General features: G+C 43.7%; 11 protein-coding genes. All 11 read right to left on the bottom strand.

Annotated elements, in window-relative coordinates:
* Nucleotides 1-28: 28 nt before the first annotated feature.
* The 11 genes from C0Q44_RS22015 to C0Q44_RS21965 all read right to left on the bottom strand — a co-directional run bounded on the left by C0Q44_RS22015 (nucleotide 29) and on the right by C0Q44_RS21965 (nucleotide 19,072).
* Nucleotides 29-6,382, bottom strand: coding sequence for an RHS repeat-associated core domain-containing protein (locus tag C0Q44_RS22015; protein WP_105409388.1), 6,354 nt, complete (start codon nucleotides 6,380-6,382; stop codon nucleotides 29-31).
* Nucleotides 6,383-6,430: 48 nt separating this feature from the next.
* A complete protein-coding gene (locus C0Q44_RS22010) occupies nucleotides 6,431-7,156 on the bottom strand; it encodes an RHS repeat domain-containing protein (protein ID WP_105409387.1) in 726 nt (241 codons plus the stop codon).
* Between the two features lie 591 nt (nucleotides 7,157-7,747).
* The gene (locus C0Q44_RS30355) at nucleotides 7,748-8,806 is read right to left on the bottom strand and encodes a vWA domain-containing protein (RefSeq protein ID WP_181151129.1); all 1,059 of its coding nucleotides are present in this window, start codon (nucleotides 8,804-8,806) and stop codon (nucleotides 7,748-7,750) included.
* Between the two features lie 258 nt (nucleotides 8,807-9,064).
* Nucleotides 9,065-10,159: an AAA family ATPase gene (locus tag C0Q44_RS22000; RefSeq protein ID WP_105409386.1), complete on the bottom strand. Its 1,095-nt coding sequence runs from the start codon at nucleotides 10,157-10,159 to the stop codon at nucleotides 9,065-9,067.
* Between the two features lie 94 nt (nucleotides 10,160-10,253).
* Entirely contained in the window at nucleotides 10,254-11,057 is an 804-nt protein-coding gene (locus C0Q44_RS21995; RefSeq protein WP_146113497.1) for a DUF6744 family protein, read from the bottom strand.
* 310 nt (nucleotides 11,058-11,367) lie between these two features.
* A complete protein-coding gene (gene treP / locus C0Q44_RS21990; protein ID WP_105409384.1) occupies nucleotides 11,368-13,398 on the bottom strand; it encodes a PTS system trehalose-specific EIIBC component in 2,031 nt (676 codons plus the stop codon).
* A 28-nt stretch (nucleotides 13,399-13,426) separates the two neighbouring features.
* Nucleotides 13,427-15,148: an alpha,alpha-phosphotrehalase gene (gene treC / locus C0Q44_RS21985; RefSeq protein WP_105409383.1), complete on the bottom strand. Its 1,722-nt coding sequence runs from the start codon at nucleotides 15,146-15,148 to the stop codon at nucleotides 13,427-13,429.
* Nucleotides 15,149-15,488: 340 nt separating this feature from the next.
* Nucleotides 15,489-16,181 carry a metal-dependent hydrolase gene (locus tag C0Q44_RS21980; RefSeq protein ID WP_105409382.1) on the bottom strand — a complete coding sequence of 231 codons (693 nt, stop codon included), beginning with the start codon at nucleotides 16,179-16,181 and terminating at the stop codon, nucleotides 15,489-15,491.
* 95 nt (nucleotides 16,182-16,276) lie between these two features.
* Nucleotides 16,277-17,989 (bottom strand): glycoside hydrolase family 13 protein, encoded by a 1,713-nt coding sequence (locus C0Q44_RS21975; protein ID WP_374955136.1) that lies wholly within the window; start codon nucleotides 17,987-17,989, stop codon nucleotides 16,277-16,279.
* Nucleotides 17,990-18,095: 106 nt separating this feature from the next.
* Nucleotides 18,096-18,548: a VanZ family protein gene (locus C0Q44_RS21970; protein WP_258166497.1), complete on the bottom strand. Its 453-nt coding sequence runs from the start codon at nucleotides 18,546-18,548 to the stop codon at nucleotides 18,096-18,098.
* 116 nt (nucleotides 18,549-18,664) lie between these two features.
* On the bottom strand, nucleotides 18,665-19,072 hold the full coding sequence (locus C0Q44_RS21965; protein WP_105409379.1) for a GyrI-like domain-containing protein: 408 nt from the start codon (nucleotides 19,070-19,072) through the stop codon (nucleotides 18,665-18,667).
* Nucleotides 19,073-19,299 lie beyond the last annotated feature (227 nt).

Genomic DNA, 19,299 nt, shown 5'->3' with positions numbered 1-19,299 from the left:
TCCCCTTTATTCAAATTTATTGGAATCATTAGTTCTCAATTAATATACTTTTTAGAATTGTTGTAAGATAATAAGGGTTATCGTCAGCATCCTGTTTAGACTCCATCCATAATATATGTTCGTATGGATCAACTGCTCGTACAGAAACATGGCCAGTCGCCGGATTGTCAATCTTTGCAAACAATACACCAGTCGCATTAACAGCTTCTATCGTTGTCATGGCAAATTTTTTAGTTTGAGGTTTAGTGAAAAATGATAATCCTGTTGTATCTGTAATTCTTGGAGTAAGATTATACAAAGTTTTAGAACCACTTCTAAAAATAAATTTTTGATTTTTAGGTGGGGTTTTAGTTTCAGTAACAGCTGTCTCGAAGGTTACTGCTCCTGCGATCCCCAACATTTGAAAAAACGCATTTAATGCAGAAGAAATACTTCCTGAATTAGGAGTAGCAACAACCATATTGCGCTCAATATTGAAAATCTGTATTTCTTTAGCACTTGCAACAGCCTTCTCTTTCTTTTTATTATATATCTTAATTATTTCATTATAAGATTTACCTATATTTGCATTTACTATGCTATCTGGGACATATCTTGATGAATTTTTAACATCATTACATCCCCCAGAATGTCCATATTTCCCATTGATTGATTGGCAATAATTCCCTGAAGGATCGATAAAACGCAATGGATTATTAGAAACATAGGTATATAAATTTAAACTCAATGGATCATTCTGCTTACCCTCAAATGTATCCTCATTAATAAATCTACCTATGTTCGGATCGTACCATCTTGCCCGTAAATACTGCAACTGCGTTGTATCATCCCACAGTTCACCGGAATAAAGGAACGGGTTATAAACCTTCTCCTCTTTCGATTCCAGATTGCCCCATACGTCATACTGATACTTGTTCAGTAACGCGCCATTTGAGTCCCGTAGCTCGGTAATATCCCCGTGACCGTTGGTTTGAACATATGCCTTGCTCCCATCTTTGTAAGCAATACCTTCAAGTTTAGTGCCTCGAATATAATTAGCTTTTAGTTCCGGTGTGCCATTATGCACTTCGGCCTCAGCAATGATCTGAGCTCCATCATCGTAATAATAACGAGTGGCCACTCCATTTTCAGTACGTTCAACGAGCAGATTGTCACCATTGTACTGATAGTCTACTTTGGCTGTGTCTGTGATAACTTGAGTCAAACGATTGCTGGTATCGTACTGATACTCACTTTCAACAGAATTATCTTCCTTATCAGACTGCATCGTCAGACGGTTGCCTTGTTTATCATAGGTGTACTGCTCGTTATTGCCACTTGCTGTTACAATTCGATCCAGTTGGTCATAGGTAAAATCATCCTGAACGCCTTGTTGCACACGCTTCGTTATGTTTTTGTTGTTATCATAACTGTAATTATACAAACCCAATGTAGTTTGATCACGTACTTGCTCAAAACTCACCAGATCCAGACCATTATACGTCCTGAGGTTATTTACACCATTAAGAGACTGGGACGATTTGAACAATCCATTCATATAATACGTGTACTGAGCATCCGGTGAATTCTTCACTGTACCCACCGATGTCATTCGGTTCATTGCATCGTACATGTAATACACGGTATTGCCAAATGGCCCCTTCATTTCAGTACGGTTACCATTCAGATCGTAGGTGAACTCAGTTATAAGTCCGTCTGGATAAGAGATCCGTGTCAATTGCTCCGTTGCCGAATCGTATTGATAACTTGTTGTACCCGTGCGATCCATCATACTTGTACGTTTGCCTACGGCATCTAGGGCATAGCTGATTGTTTCATCAGTGCTCACTTTACTAATCAGGTTACCACGCAGGTCATACTCATATGTGAACGTATTGCCATTGCGATCCACATGTTTCGTCAGGTTGCCGCCAGGTGTATAATAACTTCTCGTGATATTACCTGACTTGTCTTTCGTTTTAATGCGGCGATTGAGCTCATCATACGTATTCTCTTTGATGTTGCCTGTCGGGTCAATCGTCTTGATCAGATTCCCAACCAGATCGTAGTTGTACTGTGTCTGTTCTCCATTGGCACTGGTAACTTGACGAAGCTGGCCCATGACATCATAGTTAAACGTTTTAACGTTTCCATTACCATCGCTTTGCTCCAAAACTTTGCCACTGATGTTATCATATTTATTTTTTCCTAGTGTTCGAATTATTTGCTCCAACTGTGTTTTCTCTTCTGCTTTGATGCCTTTGCCCCATTTATCGTAGGTCGCAATCTGAATGTAGCCTTCGGCATCGGTACTTGTGGCTGTGCGAGCCACATCATCGTATTTCATAGATGTAGACGTACCATCGGCTCCGGTAGTCATCACCACACGGCTCCAATTATCATACGTATTACGAGTACGGTTACCCAGTGCATCGTCTGTCCAAGCAGCCCGACCATACGGGTCATACCCAGTACGTTGAGACACCACATAGCTGTTACCTGAGAAATAACCGTTTTCGATTGCCTGACCCAGTGAATTCCATTTCTGTAACCGTTGCTGACCAAGCTCATCCGTCACTTTAATGGTATTGTTGATGTCATCGTAATCCGCTCGGAGAGTAGTTCCATCCGTTTGTGTTACTTCAATGGTACGACCCATCGCATCTACGCGATACTTGGTTGTACGCTGCTCTGCATCTGTAGAGGAGATCAAGTCACCTGTAGACATATCATATTCAGATGATGTGCTTACTGGTGTTGTTTGACCGTCCACATCCGTCACCATCATAATTAGACGAGTAGGATATGCATTTTGATAAGTACCATCATATTCGAGTGTCGCATTTCGTTCCTGTTTGCCATCCGAGATACGCTGAGTTAACAGGTTACCGTATGCATCGTAAGTGTAGTCAGCCTGTGTCAACAGCTCACCACTGGCATTGTCTTTACGATTAACGATTTGCTTAATATTACCGACATTATCCCGTGCAAGTGCCGTATATTTCTTGTTGGTCGCATCCACCATATCGGTTACGCTCGTTAACCAGTGTCTTGTATCATCATACTTACTGGTGGTAGTGCGTCCTGTTGCATCCGTTACCGAAGTGATATTACCGTAGTCATCCAGCTGTAGGGTGGTTGTAAAGACTTCCTTAGCTTGGTTATCCGTTACTGTGGTTACCGTTGGTGTTGGTGCAGCATAACCACGTCCTTTGACGGTTTTACCATAGGTGTTCGTTGTTGTTTGTGTTTTACCCTCTGCACTAACAATGCTTCCGTCCAGATAGAACTGGGCTGGTGTGTCATTGTTAATAAAATCTTTACGGTAGTTGTATTGTGTGTTGGTTAATCCATTACTCACAGAGACAGCAAAAGTTGTGTCCTGCGAAAAGGTTGCTCCTATATCTGAAGTGTAGCTGAACGTCTGACGGTTGTAATCCTCTGTTGACCCATTTTCATACGTAATCTGATCTTTACGCGACAATACGCGGTAGGCATCATTGAAGGAATCTTCCCCAATGTACCGCTTCACCGATCCGTTCTCATAATCATAGAACGTTTTGGCACCGGTGTTATGCTGCACGGATGTCAGCAAGGCATACGGATTGATTGCCGCACGTTCAGGGCTAAATCCAGGCAAGTTAAACTTGGCGTCAGCCAGTTTGTAGGAATACGTCGTTTTTCGTCCTAACGGATCAATGACAGAATCGAGCAACTCTATGCCATTTTTCGTCTGTTTGTTATACGTGACTGAGCGGTTTCCCTGCACAATCGTTACAGCTGAAGATGTATAGCTGATACGAATGGTATTACCTATAGCATCCTTCACTTGGGTTAACAATTTGCTGTTATACAGCGAATTGTTTTCATAGAAAAATTGAATATCATTTTTCTGTCCATCGGAGATCTGGAGTAGACGTCCATCCGCAGAAAAATATTGCTTGGTTAATCCGTCTGAAGATGTCATAACGAGAGATGAGGTTTCTCCATTTAAAATTACTGAGGTATCCGGTTTCACGGTAATACCTTCCCAGTCATACCCTTTAAGCGTATTACCCACAATTTCGTAGCGGCCGCCATCTGCCATGACCATATACGATTTGCTATTTTCAGTTTCAATGTATGGTAGTTTCCAAGACCATCCTTTGCCTAGTGGTGCTCGTTTGTCCGCAGCGGCAGGAACCGTTTTGTTATAGTATGTGACATCAAAGTTACTCCCCACTTGATAAGCTCGTATCTCAGCAGATGGACTAGAAGCCAAATAATAGTTGTAACTACTATCCATTGAAGTAGATATCCCTTTTCCAGCATTGCTATTTACGTTGTTTTTCAAATCGTTAACTGCTGACCAATCGGGTGTACCATCCGTGTATAAAGTGATGGTTTCAGCCGGTCCTTCTGTTACTTCCTGCTCTACCCAAGGCTGCTCTCGGACGGAATAAGCATAACGATACTGGTATGGAGCCTTACCTGCAATCCAAGAATCATAACGTTGTTGAGAATATTGCCCAGGCTTAACGACACTTCCGATATAGGATTGGGAATATACTCGGGTGTCTGATTCTGGAATGGATACGGACCCGTTATAACGTGCTTCCCATGTTTTGGTACACACATAGTTCGCTACCGATTTATCTGGTGATGGACAAGCTTTCGTAGCCGTCACTGAAGAACGGGTAAGCGTAATCGTTTTGCCCTCAACGGTCGCTGTTTTCGTATCTGGACATGGGCTTCCTGACCCTGTCTGAGTCCAGACACCTTTGGAGTCATATTTTCCTGGAATTGAGTTAGTGCAAGTCTGCGTTGGTGCAGTAATTGTACGTGCAGGCTGATATTGTCCAGAAATGACCTGAAGACTACCTGATTTGTTTAATGTTCCGCTAAACCCACCTTGATTGTAACTTATACTTGAAGGTAGACTACTCAGACTTCCACTACGGGTTTGTTGCTCGGTACGGCTTTCCGATGGATTCCAAAATGCGATTTGTGTACTTGCCGCTTTCCGAGCATCGGCTTCGGTCGTATATGTGCCTTGCAGGATAGTCGGCGTTTCCACTACAATCGTGTCATTATCTTTGAGACCATCGCCATTGTAGTCTTCCTGAACCCACTTGTTAAGTTTATATTTAACGTGATATTTGGTAATGATTTTTTTCTTCACTGCCTGGTAGGTGAGAAAATAATTGTAGACCGGATACTCATATGTATTCGTTCCCACGGCCGGATCATAAAACTGGGCTGAATTCGAGTTATATTGCCTTTCCAATGAAAAGGACATCCCTGCACGTCCAGGCAAAGACGCATCGACATGCTCCAACATAAGGCCACCACTCATCGTTGAAATGGTTTCTCCGTTTTCACCTACGGTATAAGGAGCCTCGTTAAACGACTTTTTATTATAGACTGGTGCTTTTTCAGCGATATGTTTCCCTGGATCTGGGACACTCGTTTGTCCTGCAAGTGGTTTTACATCTGATTTTGATTTTTGCTTCGATTGTGATGATGACTCGGATTGCTTTTTATTCGTAATTGAAGCATCATTATTCTCCTTAACCTGTCCCTTTTCAGGCACAGATTTTGATACTTTTTCCGAGATATTCTTCGGTTCTGACTTCGATTCCATCGACGTAGGAGATGTGCTTACTGCACTTCCTTGTGATGATGGTGTTTCCTTGGTCTCAGCAGCCGGCTTTCCTTCAAGGGTAGAAGTGTTTTCGCTTGAAGAAGGTGCTGTCGGTTCTTGCCCTACATCCTGATTCGTTTGAGGTGCGTTTTCATCATCAGTTGTAGTTTCTGTCGGTGGTGCTGTTTCTTCAGTTCCTTCAGACTCTTTTTCACCTTCCGATTGATCATCTGGATCAACCTGTTCTTTTTCCTCATCCTCAGCGCTTTTGTCTTCCTCTTCTTTCGGTTCGTTTTCTTTCTCAAGGTCTGTATCTGGCGGGGAAATCAGTTCCTCTTCCACCACGAACGTTTCATACCGCTGCATAATACTGGATTGGTCAGCTTCCACACCTGTGATTGGTGCTTCTTCCTCTACAACAGGGTCCGAATAAACGTCACTGGTGACCGTAGCGGATTCATTAACTTCCTGTGGGCTTACAGCTTGCAAGGCTTCGTCGAATCCAATCTGTTCATCTCTAGCTTTATAAAGAGCTGAAATCACTTCATTCAACGTATAACCCTCATCGAGGTAACCTTGGATAAAGCCTTCTGTTGTGTCAAATTGATCTGCAATCAGAGAAAGAGACTCCAACGGAGAAGGGTTTTGGCCTGTAGAACCTTCTTGTTCGTTTTGCTCTTCTGCATATGTAGTCGCTGGTATCCAGTTTCCGAAAAGACCTAACACTACTGAAAAGATAAGAATGATATTCATAAACTTCTTCATTTTAGAATGTTTCAACTAAATTTCGCTCCGTTCAATAATTAGTAGCTACAATGTGCTCATAGTCTATGGATTGACTACTGTTGTCTTTTTCAAATTCCCATTTTTATCATATTCATAACTTATTTTCTTGCCTGATTTAAACAAAATGTCCGTAAGTTGTCCTGAAGAATTATAGGTGTAAGTATATTTTGCTATCTTTTCCACTGGTTTTGTTACTGTACCTGAATATACTTGGGCATAATTACGAGTGTCTGATGCAGGTAAAGTTATGGAACCATCATAATAATATACCCATGACATAGTACACGCATAATTCGCCTTTGATTTATTCGGTGATGGACAAATCTTGGAACTCGTTTCATAAGTCCTTGTCAACGTAATGGTCACATCTTGAACTTTAGCCGTTTTTTCCCAAGGACAAGAAATCTCTGGACCTGTCGGTACCCAATTACCATTAGCAACATATTTACCCGGAATGGAACTCCCACAACTATGTGTAGGTGCTGTAATGGTTTGGGCTGGTTTCAATTCTCCTGAAACCACGGTTGGATTACCTTGTTTATTAAGCGTTCCGCTGAAACCATCACTATTGTAATTCAAACTTGTCTCAAAGCTATCAACGTTAGTTGAAAATATAGTTATTTGCTGTGTACGTGATTCGAAAGATATTGTAGATAAATTTGGGTGCTCAGAAACTTTGATATCTTCTGCTTGAACGGTACTTGTAACTCTCATTGTCAAAATCAAACTTAAAGAAATTAATAATTTAATTACTACATTAATCTTCATTATTTGATTGTTCCCCTCACTATAATATTGTTATTTACTTTCTATAATATAATTTCTTCTCTTTACACCGATAAACCTCACTCCTTTTCATACACTGTTGCTAAATAGCTTTATCATTATCGTTCATTCATTGCAATTAATAAATAGGTGTAAATTGTATTTTATTGTATTTTCATGTCGAGTAAAAACCATTAATACTATATATATAAATAAATTTATTTTTTTAGTATTAATTGGTATTTAAAAAACCATTTAAAATATGAGCACATATTAAATAAATCTATCCAATTTCATGTGAGGATGTTGATTTTCATCTTTTCACCTTAAAACATATTCATCAAGTAGTAACTCAAACTAGCATCTCTTTTCTTACCATTTATTTAACATTTAATCCTATTTAAACCAATTTACTATCTAGCACAAAATACCTCTCACTAATTAAGCTGGTTAATTTATTTCTGCACTCTTCTGCGTTGGAATGGTAAATCGAATACGTCACGCTTGTTGTTCTCTGTATGCTTGCTCTTTTCATACTTGTGTCCTCCTTATATTAAGAAAAAAGGGACGCAATGTGCACGTCCTATTCTTTGGTCATATATCAAAAGCATGCTTTATTGATTGATCCTCAAACGATGAGGCTAGAACAATTCGATCAGAAAATCCTTTTTTTTTTTTCAAATTACTCCATGCTTTTAAGAAATCATGATTTACATGGGCTTCCCCATCAGTGACAAAAATAACATCTGCTTGATTAAATCGACTCTGCTTAATAACTTCGCTTGCTTTCTTTAAGAGCTGTACAAAATTCATACCTCCGTCAAGAAAAACGGTAGCAAGCTGAATCATATCTTGCACTTCAATTTTTCCTCGCTCATAGATGATCGCATCAGAAGCATGTGAGGAAAATGGAATCCACGCAAAATCCCTTCTCTGTTTCCGGGCAATACTCATGAGAGCCAAAGCAAATCCCTTGGAGATCGTATCCTGACTCTTCATACTACCAGATTGATCGAGACACAGGATAATGGGCCCTTTACCGAGTCGTTCTTTTCCCTTCGTATCATACTGAAGAGTTTGACATTCCGCATATCGGCGTAAAAAATCCATTTTGCTAATGGGGCTGGAGTAACTGCCTAGCTCCATCGGCAGCAGTTGCTTAATGTCACTTCCTTGCCGAATTCCATTCCGATCAATCGCGTCCTTATGTTTAGAACGCTGTTTACGATTCGCAATGACCTTCAATCGTCCTGCCCATTTTGCAATTTCTTTCAACTTCTTATCATGACTCAACTTTTCAGCTAGAATTAGTTGCTCTTTCAATGGAACCTTCTTCAGCTCACTGTCACCACTTCCAGCCTGTATTCCACCTAACATGGATTTCACATTTTCTTTAGTCTCTATCGCTTCATCAGCAGCCTGAGCGAGCATTTGCGATAATTGAGATCCGTTCTGATTAAGCGCTGCGGATAAAGCGTCTGTAGCCTGCCGGGAAGCTCCTTGTTCTCCTTGAATGAGCTTTTGAAAAGCTTCTGCCAAGTCTTGATCTTGCTTGGCCTGCTCTTTCACCCATCTAAGAACGGTTTCACTATAATTCGTTGTACCAATAGCTGCCGCCAGATCATCCAAACGAGTGAATTCACCAAAATCCAAATATCCTTGATCTCTCATCACTCTGTCCATGAGCTGATGGTTCATCCCGAGCTCTTCATGAACCTCATCAAGCAGCTCTGGCTTCATTTTAAACAAACCCGCCCATAGATCACTCATCGAGGGTTGGATCAAGGGGAAGATGTTCTTCCCCTCTTATCCAATCTTCTTCAGCTTGCTTGACATTTCCATTAATTGTCCAAATCGTCTACGGTCATAGGCATCTGTGTTTAAAACCGATTTCATAGGTACAGTCATCTGCTACACTCCCAACACTTGGGACGCTATACCACTCAAAGATTTTTGAACAGTTGCAATGGCACTCTCAACTTCCCGTCTGTTTGGATTGTCTTTTTGAAGTTTTTTCAGCTCATTGACCAGCGATTTCAGTTTCTTCGTACTTTCAACAGCAACGTCCGTAGAATTACTGGACTGATCCAAAGTTTTCATGATATCTGCTGTTTCTGCTTCAATTTCTTGAATGCGTGTCTTCAACGCATCCTGAGCATAGTTCCGCAAGATTTTCATGACCTTATCGCGTTGTTCCGGTTTCTCCCACAAACTGTTCTTGAGAATCATGAGGTCTTCCAAGATAGCCTTATCTCTGCCAGCAAGTACGGCCTTCGCGCGGATCACAGAGAGAGTCTGCTTAAACCGTCGATCTGAAGGCCGAATCCCTTCATCCATCAGTTCTCTCCTGATTTTGCTCAAGGCATCAAAAACCTTATCAGGAATCACTACGGTGTCACTAAAAAATTGAAGTTGAACCAGCTCCTCAATATTCATATCCGCAAGAGATGGTGAATATCCTTTCAACATAGATACAAAAGACTGATCCTCTCCGATATAGTTCACCTCAAACCTCAGTAGAAATCGGTCAAACAATGCCGCCAGTCCTTCACCCTCCTCAGGATACTCATTCGAGCTGCCAATGAGTGACATGAGCGGAACTCGTGCTGGTGCGCCATCATTGTAAAATATCCTTTCATTGATGAGTGTCAAAAGCGCATTCAAAATAGCACTATTCGCCTTAAAAATCTCATCGAGAAAGGATGTATGTGCCGTTCGCAATTTCCCAGCCGTGTTTCGTTTGTACACACCATGTTCCAATTCCTTTAAGGATACAGGACCAAATAGCTCCTCTGGTGTACTGAAACGTGTCAGCAGCCATTGAAAATAATTGGCTCCTGTAATACGTTTAGTCAAATCACTCACTATTGCGCTCTTTCCTGTTCCAGGTGGCCCAATCAACAAGGCATGTTGACGAGCAATCATGGCTACCATATGCCCCTCAATGACTTCTTCACGTTCTGCATACTGTTGTGACAGCGCATTTTGAATATTTTTAATTTTCATATATAAATACTCCATATATTGGTTTTAGAAATCAAAAAGAGCTGAACCCAAAAAGACATAGGGTCAGCTCCGTTTCAACAAGAAAATGTGAAGATCAATCGGCCATATTTGCTAAGGCATCCGCAACTCTCTTACGGATGAGCGCAACATAAGCCTCTATTTCTTGCAAATTCCCTGTAACAATACTTTCGTATTCTTTAAAGTTGCTCACCACAATTTTTGCATCTTCAAGAATAGCTTTTAGATCATTCTTCTTGAGTTGATTCTCTACCCCATTCTCACAAGCAGCCAGTGTTGAACGGAGATGATCCATCAATTTCCGAGTCACCATGTTTTTCATACCTAACGTGTTCATGACAGGAACCTTCTCCGCTTCCCCTTTTTCAAGAGAAACAATAAAGCGAATCAATGCATCTAGGTTCCCGTCAAATTGCGCTGGAACAAAATACACACCTCCAGATGGCCTTACTGGGGTTGGTGACATACTCTTTAAAGCATTCGTAATCACGGTTAGTAATGTCGTAGATCCATAATTATTTCGGAAGATATCAAATTGCAGGGCAGCGTTACTAACCAATTGCTGCGCCATGGAAGAAACGTAACCGGCATCTACCTTCTCCGTTTTCCGATCCAATACTAACGATCCTACATCCGGGATGTAGTTCAATCTTCTCCCTTTGGTATCAACTGTTTCGCAAACCAAATTACGCTGCACGAAAGCACTCGTCGATGCCACCTCTCTAAACATGTAGTTTTCATACACACCTGGCGACATCTCCCGTTTAAACTTTTCACTGGTCGCTCTTCTAAAAGCGTCTGTTAGACAATGCAGAACTTGGGACAACAGTGAAGAAACCTCAGGCGTAAAGGGAACGGCATGGATTGAAAGATAATGCATTGACTTCCTTGGCCTTCGTCCATTGTCACAAGACTCGGCTCCCTCTTTTCTCCTTCGCAGGGCCCTTTTAACGACGCGGCAGGATTCACTTGATGTTGCGACCTGGGTTGTCGCTCGCCCGGTCTCTGACCGATACTTTTGTCGATGCGCTTTTACACACAGATCTCGCCATGTGCAAACATCCTGGCTACAAAGGTGGCTTGGCCCCTCCTTTGATTGGACTTTCACCAACTAGATAATGCGTACCTCTGGGCACGCTAACAAAAAAGGAGCTGCATATCACGCAGCCCCTTCTTGTTGTTGTATGCAATTAACCCTTCAGATGAACCTTCAGCACACCATTCTGATTGGATGTAACATCACCTGTCGTGACTTCCACCCGATCAACCATATCCTGTCCGTCTGGAATAATAATTGGCGTAATCAGCGGATACCCCGCATCTTCAATCACCTTACGATCGAATTCCAGGAGCTTTTGCCCGGCTTTGACACGCTCGCCAGCTTCGACATGCATGTTGAACCCTTCACCTTTGAGTGAAACCGTATTAATCCCCACATGGATCAACACCTGCAAACCACTTGCGTGTTCCAGAATCACCGCATGTTTGCTTTTGATTACGTGAGCTACCTGTGCATCAAACGGGGCAACAACAACGTTACCTGAAGGTTCAATCGCTACACCTTCGCCCATTTGTTTCTCGGCAAAAGCCGGATCGGGTACTTGCTCAAGTGAAACGGCCTTACCTGTCAACGGCGCCATGACTTCCAGCGTATTCACAGGTTCGTCTCCAACCTGTGCCTCACTGCGTGAGCGCTTGTGTGTATCTGCATCTGGATTGGATGCTGTAGTCGAAGACGCAACTCCCGAAGCAGAATTCGAAGTCATAGCTTTGGACTCAGCAGCAGGACCATCGCTTTCACTACGATCTTCTTTTCTCAGTTTCGCTCTGCCAAAAATGACAGTCAGTACAAACGGTACAACCAATACAATTGCCATGCCGATGAAGAAGACACCCCATTTGTTAGGGAAAATCGACAGGAATCCAGGAATACCGCCTACACCGATCGAGGTGGCCTGAACATTATTCATCGTCAGCAGCACACCACCGATAGCGGAACCGATCATACCGAAGATAAATGGATATCGGTAACGGATATTCACTCCGAAGATGGCCGGCTCGGTAACCCCTAAGAAGGCCGAAACCGATGACGTTGCTGCAAGTCCTCTCATTTTCTTCTCACGCAGGACAAGCATCATGGCAAGTGCCGCTGAACCCTGTGCGATATTGGACAATGCCAGCATCGGCCACAGGAATGTACCACCCTGACTACCAATTAGCTGCACGTCTACCGCAAGGAAAGTGTGGTGCATACCGGTGATAACCAGCAAAGCATACAGACCACCGTAGATCAGGCCACCCAGGGCCGCGTATGAATCGTAGACATAGATCAAGCCAGAAGTAATTGCATTCGCGATACCGAAGGTAACCGGACCAATGATCGTGAATGCCAAGAAGCCGGTAACCAGCAACGTAACGGGTGCAACCACCAGCAATTTAATCGAATCATGTACCCTTCTATTCAGGAAAATCTCCATCTTCGCAAGCAGGTAGGCAGATACCAATACCGGCAGAACCTGCCCTTGATAACCGATCTTCTCAATCTCCCAGCCGAACAGGTTCCACGTTGGTACAGTTCCATTATTCACTGCATCTGCGTAACCATAAGCACTCAACAGATCGGGATGTACCAGAATGAGACCGAGTACAATCCCGAGTAGCGGACTGCCACCGAATCGTTTAACAGCAGCCCAACCAATTAGAGCCGGCAGGAACGTAAAGGCTGTACTCGCGATCGTATTAATAATGGAAGCGAGATCCTTCCAGGCCGGATAGACATCCACCAGTGATTTTCCATCAAAGAAGATGCCTGGCCCTGTCAAAATATTGTTAATTCCGAGCAAGAGACCTGCTGTGATAATCGCTGGCAGAATCGGAATGAAAATATCCGAGAGTGTCTTAATTGCACGTTGAATTGGATTTTGTTTTTTACCCGCAACCGCCTTCACATCATCTTTGGAGGAACGATCGCCCCCTGTGATCTGAATCATCTCATCATAGACTTTATCCACCAGACCCGGTCCAATAACCACCTGAAATTGTCCTTGAGAGGAGAATTGTCCTTTCACCAGATCATTCTGATCCAGACTCTCGGCATCCACTTTACTCTCATCGTACAGAGCAAACCGAAGTCGTGTAACACAGTGCGTTGCCGCCTCAATATTCTCCTTGCCGCCGACGGCCTGGACGATCTCCTCAACCTGCTTTTTATCAATGGCCATATTGTCACTTCCTATTTATAAAATATGATTAATCCTCTTGGGGCACAAGCCACATATAGGATGCATACGGGCTAAGGGAGATTTCCTGCGCCAGAGCAGGCGCTGCCTCCGTGTTTCCAATCAGTAATTCTGGTGATTTCCCTTCAATATGATCGTTCCATACCGCTTCCGGCAGCGAGAACGAAACATCCCGCTTACTGAAATTTGATACAACAATCAAGGTTTCGCTTCCATTGGTACGCGCGTATGCAAACACATCCTGATGTGCATCGTCCAAACGTTCATACAGACCGTCAGTCAGCACAGTAAGTTGTTTGCGCAGGGCAATCAGTTTGCGGTAGTGATAGTAGATCGAACCCGGATCAGCCAGCTGCTGCTCCACATGAATGGAAGGATATCTTTCATCCACTTTAATCCAAGGGGTTCCGGTCGTGAATCCGGCATTCTCACTACCATCCCACTGCATCGGTGTCCGGGAGTTGTCCCGGGAACGCTCCTTCACGATTCGGAATGCTTCTTCAGCGGATTTTCCTCGTTCTTCCTGAAGCAAGCGGTACATATTCGTTGATTCGATATCGCGGAATTCACTGACATCATTCCAGACCGGATTCGGCATGCCGATCTCTTCACCCTGGTAGACATATGGTGTGCCTTGCATCCCATGGATGGTCGTTGCAAGCATCTTGGCACTCTCGGCTCGATAATCACCGTCATCGGCGAAACGGGACAACGCCCGCGGCTGATCATGGTTATTAAGGAACAGTGCGTTCCACCCTCCACCGGCTTGCATACCTGTCTGCCACTCGCTGAAGAGTTGCTTCATCGCTTCAAAATCATATGGCATCAGTTCCCACTTCTGTCCATTCGGATAATCCACTTTCAAGTGATGAAAGTTGAATGTCATTGAAAATTCCCGGAAATCCGGATTCGAATACCGAATGCAATGTTCCAGCGTCGTAGACGACATCTCCCCGACCGTTACCATATTGTGAGGTCCAAACACCTCTTCATACATTTCAGTAATATATTCGTGTACACGTGGTCCATCCGTGTAGTACTTACGGCCATCGCCAGGTGACACGCTACCGTCATCATCAGGGAAGTGCTGATCCTTGGAGATCAGGTTGATAACGTCTAACCGGAAACCGTCTACACCTTTTTCCGCCCAGAACTTGATCATGTCCCGCACAGCTTTGCGTACTTGCTCATTCTCCCAATTCAGATCCGCCTGCGTTTTATCGAATAACGTAAGGAAATATTGTCCCGTCTGTTCATCATACTGCCAGGCAGGTCCACCGAACTTGGATTGCCAGTTGTTTGGCACACCACCATCCGGTGCAGGATCTTTCCAAATATAATAATCCCGGTATGGATTATCCTTCGACGAACGGGATTGCTGGAACCACGCATGATCTGTCGAGGAGTGATTCACCACGATATCAATCATCAGTTTCATATCCCGAGCCTTGAGACCTTTCAGCAGTTCGTCAAAATCTTCCATCGTCCCGTAATCCGGATTAATCCGATAATAGTCCGCTACGTCGTACCCGTTATCATGTTGCGGAGATACGTACACTGGCTGCAACCACACAATATCGATTCCCAGATACTGCAAATAATCCAACTTCTCGGTTAAACCACGAATATCTCCGGTACCCGATCCGGTTGTATCGTTGAAGCTCTTAGGATATACCTGATACACCGTTGATGTCTTCCACCACGATGACGGAGTTGTGTTCTTCGAACTCATGTTAACGCCTCCAATACATTGTAATGCTCTCATGTCATGCTCTCGCTAACTTCATATCTATATTATATAAATAAACATGTATATACAAGTTGAAACTATACTATGTTATTCTTTACCTCTTCTACACATTCCCCATAAATGTTTCCTCTGTAACATTTATTTTGGAACTTGAGTTCGTGAACTCCATGATATCTGTATTTGTAAAACGATATAACCGATGGTTTCCCGTGGAAATTCGCACCCGAAACCGAAAAAGGACGAATATCACGTCAATTATCTTGACGTGATATTCGTCTTTATTAATAAATCAATTTATGGTTGAACCGGGGTTACTTGTCCATCACAAGGTAATCGATTGTCCTGGGGCCAGTACTCGGCCTTCCAGACCTTTTGCAGCTAGTTGCTGCACGAAGTGTTCCGCATTCTGACGAATGACCGGGAATGTATTATAGTGTACCGGAATGGTCAGTTTTGCATTAAACCATTCCGCGGCTTGCAGTGCATCTTCAGGTCCCATCGTGAAATGTCCCCCGATCGGCAGGAACGCTACATCGATATCATGACGATCACCGATCATTTTCATATCCCCGAAGAGACTGGTGTCTCCGGCATGCAAAATGGTTTTGCCACCCATCGTGATGATATATCCTGCTGGCACCCCTGCATACATAATCCGTTGTTCTTCTTCCAGCACAATCCCGGATGTATGGAATGCCTGAATCATTTTGGCTTGAGCAAAATCAAGATCTACCGTTCCGCCCATGTTCATACCGAGCGTATTCAGACCTTTCCAGGACATATATGTAGCCAGTTCCACAATAGCCACGACTTTGGCATCATTCGCCTTGGCAATCGGCTCAGCATCCAGAATGTGATCCATATGCGCATGTGTCAGCAACACGACATCGGTCTTGATGTCTTCCGGTTTGGTGACAGCAAGTTCATTGCCACGCAGGAAAGGATCAATGATCAGAGACTTGTCTTCTGTGCTCAACTGTACACTGGAGTGTCCATGGTACGTAATATTCAACAACTTGGTATCCTCCTGACCTATGCCTTATTTTGGAGCCTGTTTATTATAAATAATAGTTCTTCACCAAAGCAAAATCACGCTATGTTTGTTCAGACTCATCGTTGCTTGCGATATACCCTGGCTTCATACGGCTGAAGCAGAATAGCACCCTCATCGGTAGAATAACGTCTGCTTACATTGCCAATGATTAGTTTGGCTTGCTCGGGGTTCCAGCCTTCGGGCCATTGCATCTCGGGTTCATTTCCACGGAAATTCAGAATGACCAGCATCTCTTCATCATCCAGCGTTCGAGTATACGCATAGATATTCGGATCATCCGGCAATAACAATTCATATGCTCCATAGATGAGCACTTGATGTTGTTTGCGAAGAGCTATCAGCTTACGATAATAATGCAGAATGGACTGCGGATCACTTTCGGCATCAGCTACATTAATCTCGGGATAATTATCATTCACCTGAATCCACGGTTGACCCTGGGTAAATCCTGCGTGTTCCGTATCATCCCACTGCATGGGTGTGCGTGCATTATCTCGACTCTTCAGCCAGATTGCCTGCATGACTTCATGCTTTGCTTTACCTTGACCAATATAATGATTGTAATAATTCTTCGTCTCAATGTCCCGATATTGCTCGATGTCCGGGAAAGCGACATTGGTCATGCCAATTTCTTCTCCTTGATAGATGTAGGGTGTTCCTTCGAGTGTAAGCATCCATGTAGCTAACATCTGGGCAGAACGAACCCGATATTTACCGTCATCGCCAAAACGGGAAACCGGACGTGGCTGATCATGATTGCCCATGTAGTTGGCGTTCCATCCTCTTCCGTGCAGAACCGTTTGCCAGCGACTCATAATTTCTTTGAGCTCAGGGAGCTTCCACTCCCTATAGTTCCACTTTCCAATACCGGAAGATTTGGCATCGACGAACATATGCTCAAACTGGAAAACCATGTTCAGCTCGTCACGATCCGTCCCCACATAGGCCAGTGCCTGTTCAGGTCCGAGTCCTGAAGTTTCACCAACCGTCATGGGTCCGTAAGGTTTCAGAATCATGTTATTCAGTTTCTTCAGGATGGAGTGTACCTGCTCTAGGTTGGAAAAAAGCTGATACGCAGGAACCACCGGCAGATTATTCGGATTGTGGGCACTTGGCAGACCTTCCGCCTTGGCGATATGCGCTACTGCATCGAAACGGAATCCGTCTACCCCTTTTTCCAGCCACCAATGCACCATCTCATACATCTCTTCTGCCATCTGTGCATTGTTCCAGTTGAGATCCGGTTGCTGTTCCGAATACAGATGCAAATAATACTCATTCGTCTCCGGGTCATGCTTCCATACCGAACCTCCAAAGTAGGACTCCCAATTATTCGGCACCTGACCATTCTTGCCTGAACGCCAAATATAATAGTCCCGCTTCGGATTCATCTTCGATGAACGCGACTCGGCAAACCACTTATGTTCATCCGACGTATGATTCAGCACCAGATCCATCATGATCTTGAGACCACGCTTGTGTGCCTCTGCCAATAACCGATCAAAGTCCTCCATGGTTCCGTATTTGCGGAGAATGGCGTAATAATCCCGGATATCATATCCGTTATCATGCCCTGGTGAATCGTAGATGGGACAGAACCAGATCACATCCACACCCAAGTTTACCAAATAATCGAGTTTCTCATAAATTCCCTGCAAGTCACCCTGTCCATCCCCGTCCGAATCCTTAAAACTACTCGGGTAGATCTGGTATACCACACTCTCTTTCCACCAAACGATATCGCCCACCTCGCTCTCATCTCTGTTCACTATATTAGCCGTTAATATGTTTTATCCGAAATGATTCGCTTATAAACACGTGAAAGGCGCATTATGCAAAAAGACCTGATTATGGACCGCCATCTACGGTTCATGATCAGGTCTTTCTTAATGAGAAAATGAATAGTTGATACCCTGCATAACCAATCCAGGCACCGATCGTGTTCAGAATAATGTCGTCCACATCGAACGAGCCCACACGCGCAATCAATTGTGTGACCTCTACAGCCAGCAAAACCATGACCACAATCGATGTAAAACTCAGGAACCTACGACACTTGCGGAACAACCACGGCATCCAGATTCCAAGCGGAATGAACAATACGATATTACCAAACAAGTTCTTGACCCAGGTATCCGTATTGTACCGCTCCCGTTCCAATAGAAGGGGTCGAATCGTCTCGAAGGGCGCGAGATTATACTGATAATTCGGACCAGGCGCTCGTCCACTGACAAAAAGCAGATTGCACATGATTAGTGTGTATAGGGCTGCCATGCAGATAACGATGATGAGCATCCATCTGGAGTGCAGCCACGACTGTTCGCTCATTCCATTCATCCCTCTGACCTTGATTTCCGCAGCGCGGTAAGGTCTATTTTAACGGGATTTAGATCTTCATGTCCAGTTGTTCAGGGGTCGATTTCCAGACATCCGTCACTTCAAAGTCAGGTCCCTCCCGGAATCTCAATTGAGGTAAACCCTTGTTCCAATACCGGCGATCTTTCATTGCTCTCTTCACCCACAATAAATGAGAATGCCCCCTCCTCTTCAAAGTGACAGGCGACACCATAAGCCATATCGGGACGTACCCGCTCTGGAATCTTCATAAATTTTTGCTCCATGCCAAACTCCTGATAGAATCCTGGGATCTCCGCATAATGCTGATCATCATTCAGGTTCGTCTTGTATTCATAGCCGATAATCCAGTAGGGTTCCCGTGTGATCAGGCGGGGTGTGTTCAACTGAAATGTGTCTCCAATCCGGGTTCGATAATCATTAAAATCATTGCTCCGTTGCATGTTCAAAAGAGACAACTGATCCGCATCCAGCTTGCGCAACTTCGCGGGTGTCATACCAAAACAGGCTGGTCTCCTATCTCTTTCGAAAGTTCAAATGATTTCTTATGTAGTATGACTGAGATCCATCATCATTTTTTGATTCTCTGTGCTAACTTGTTATCTAGGATGCAAGAATTCTACTTCTCCTCGTTTCCGAATGTCACTATAATTTACGGTATGCCAGAAGCCCCTTGTTCAACAAGGAGACACTCTCTGCTCTAATGGATTAACCCGCAGAGATG

The organism is Paenibacillus sp. PCH8, assembly GCF_002968835.1.
Lineage (GTDB): Bacteria > Bacillota > Bacilli > Paenibacillales > Paenibacillaceae > Paenibacillus.
The sequence above is the reverse complement of the archived record's forward strand: the minus strand, read 5'-3'. Positions and strand labels throughout refer to the sequence as shown.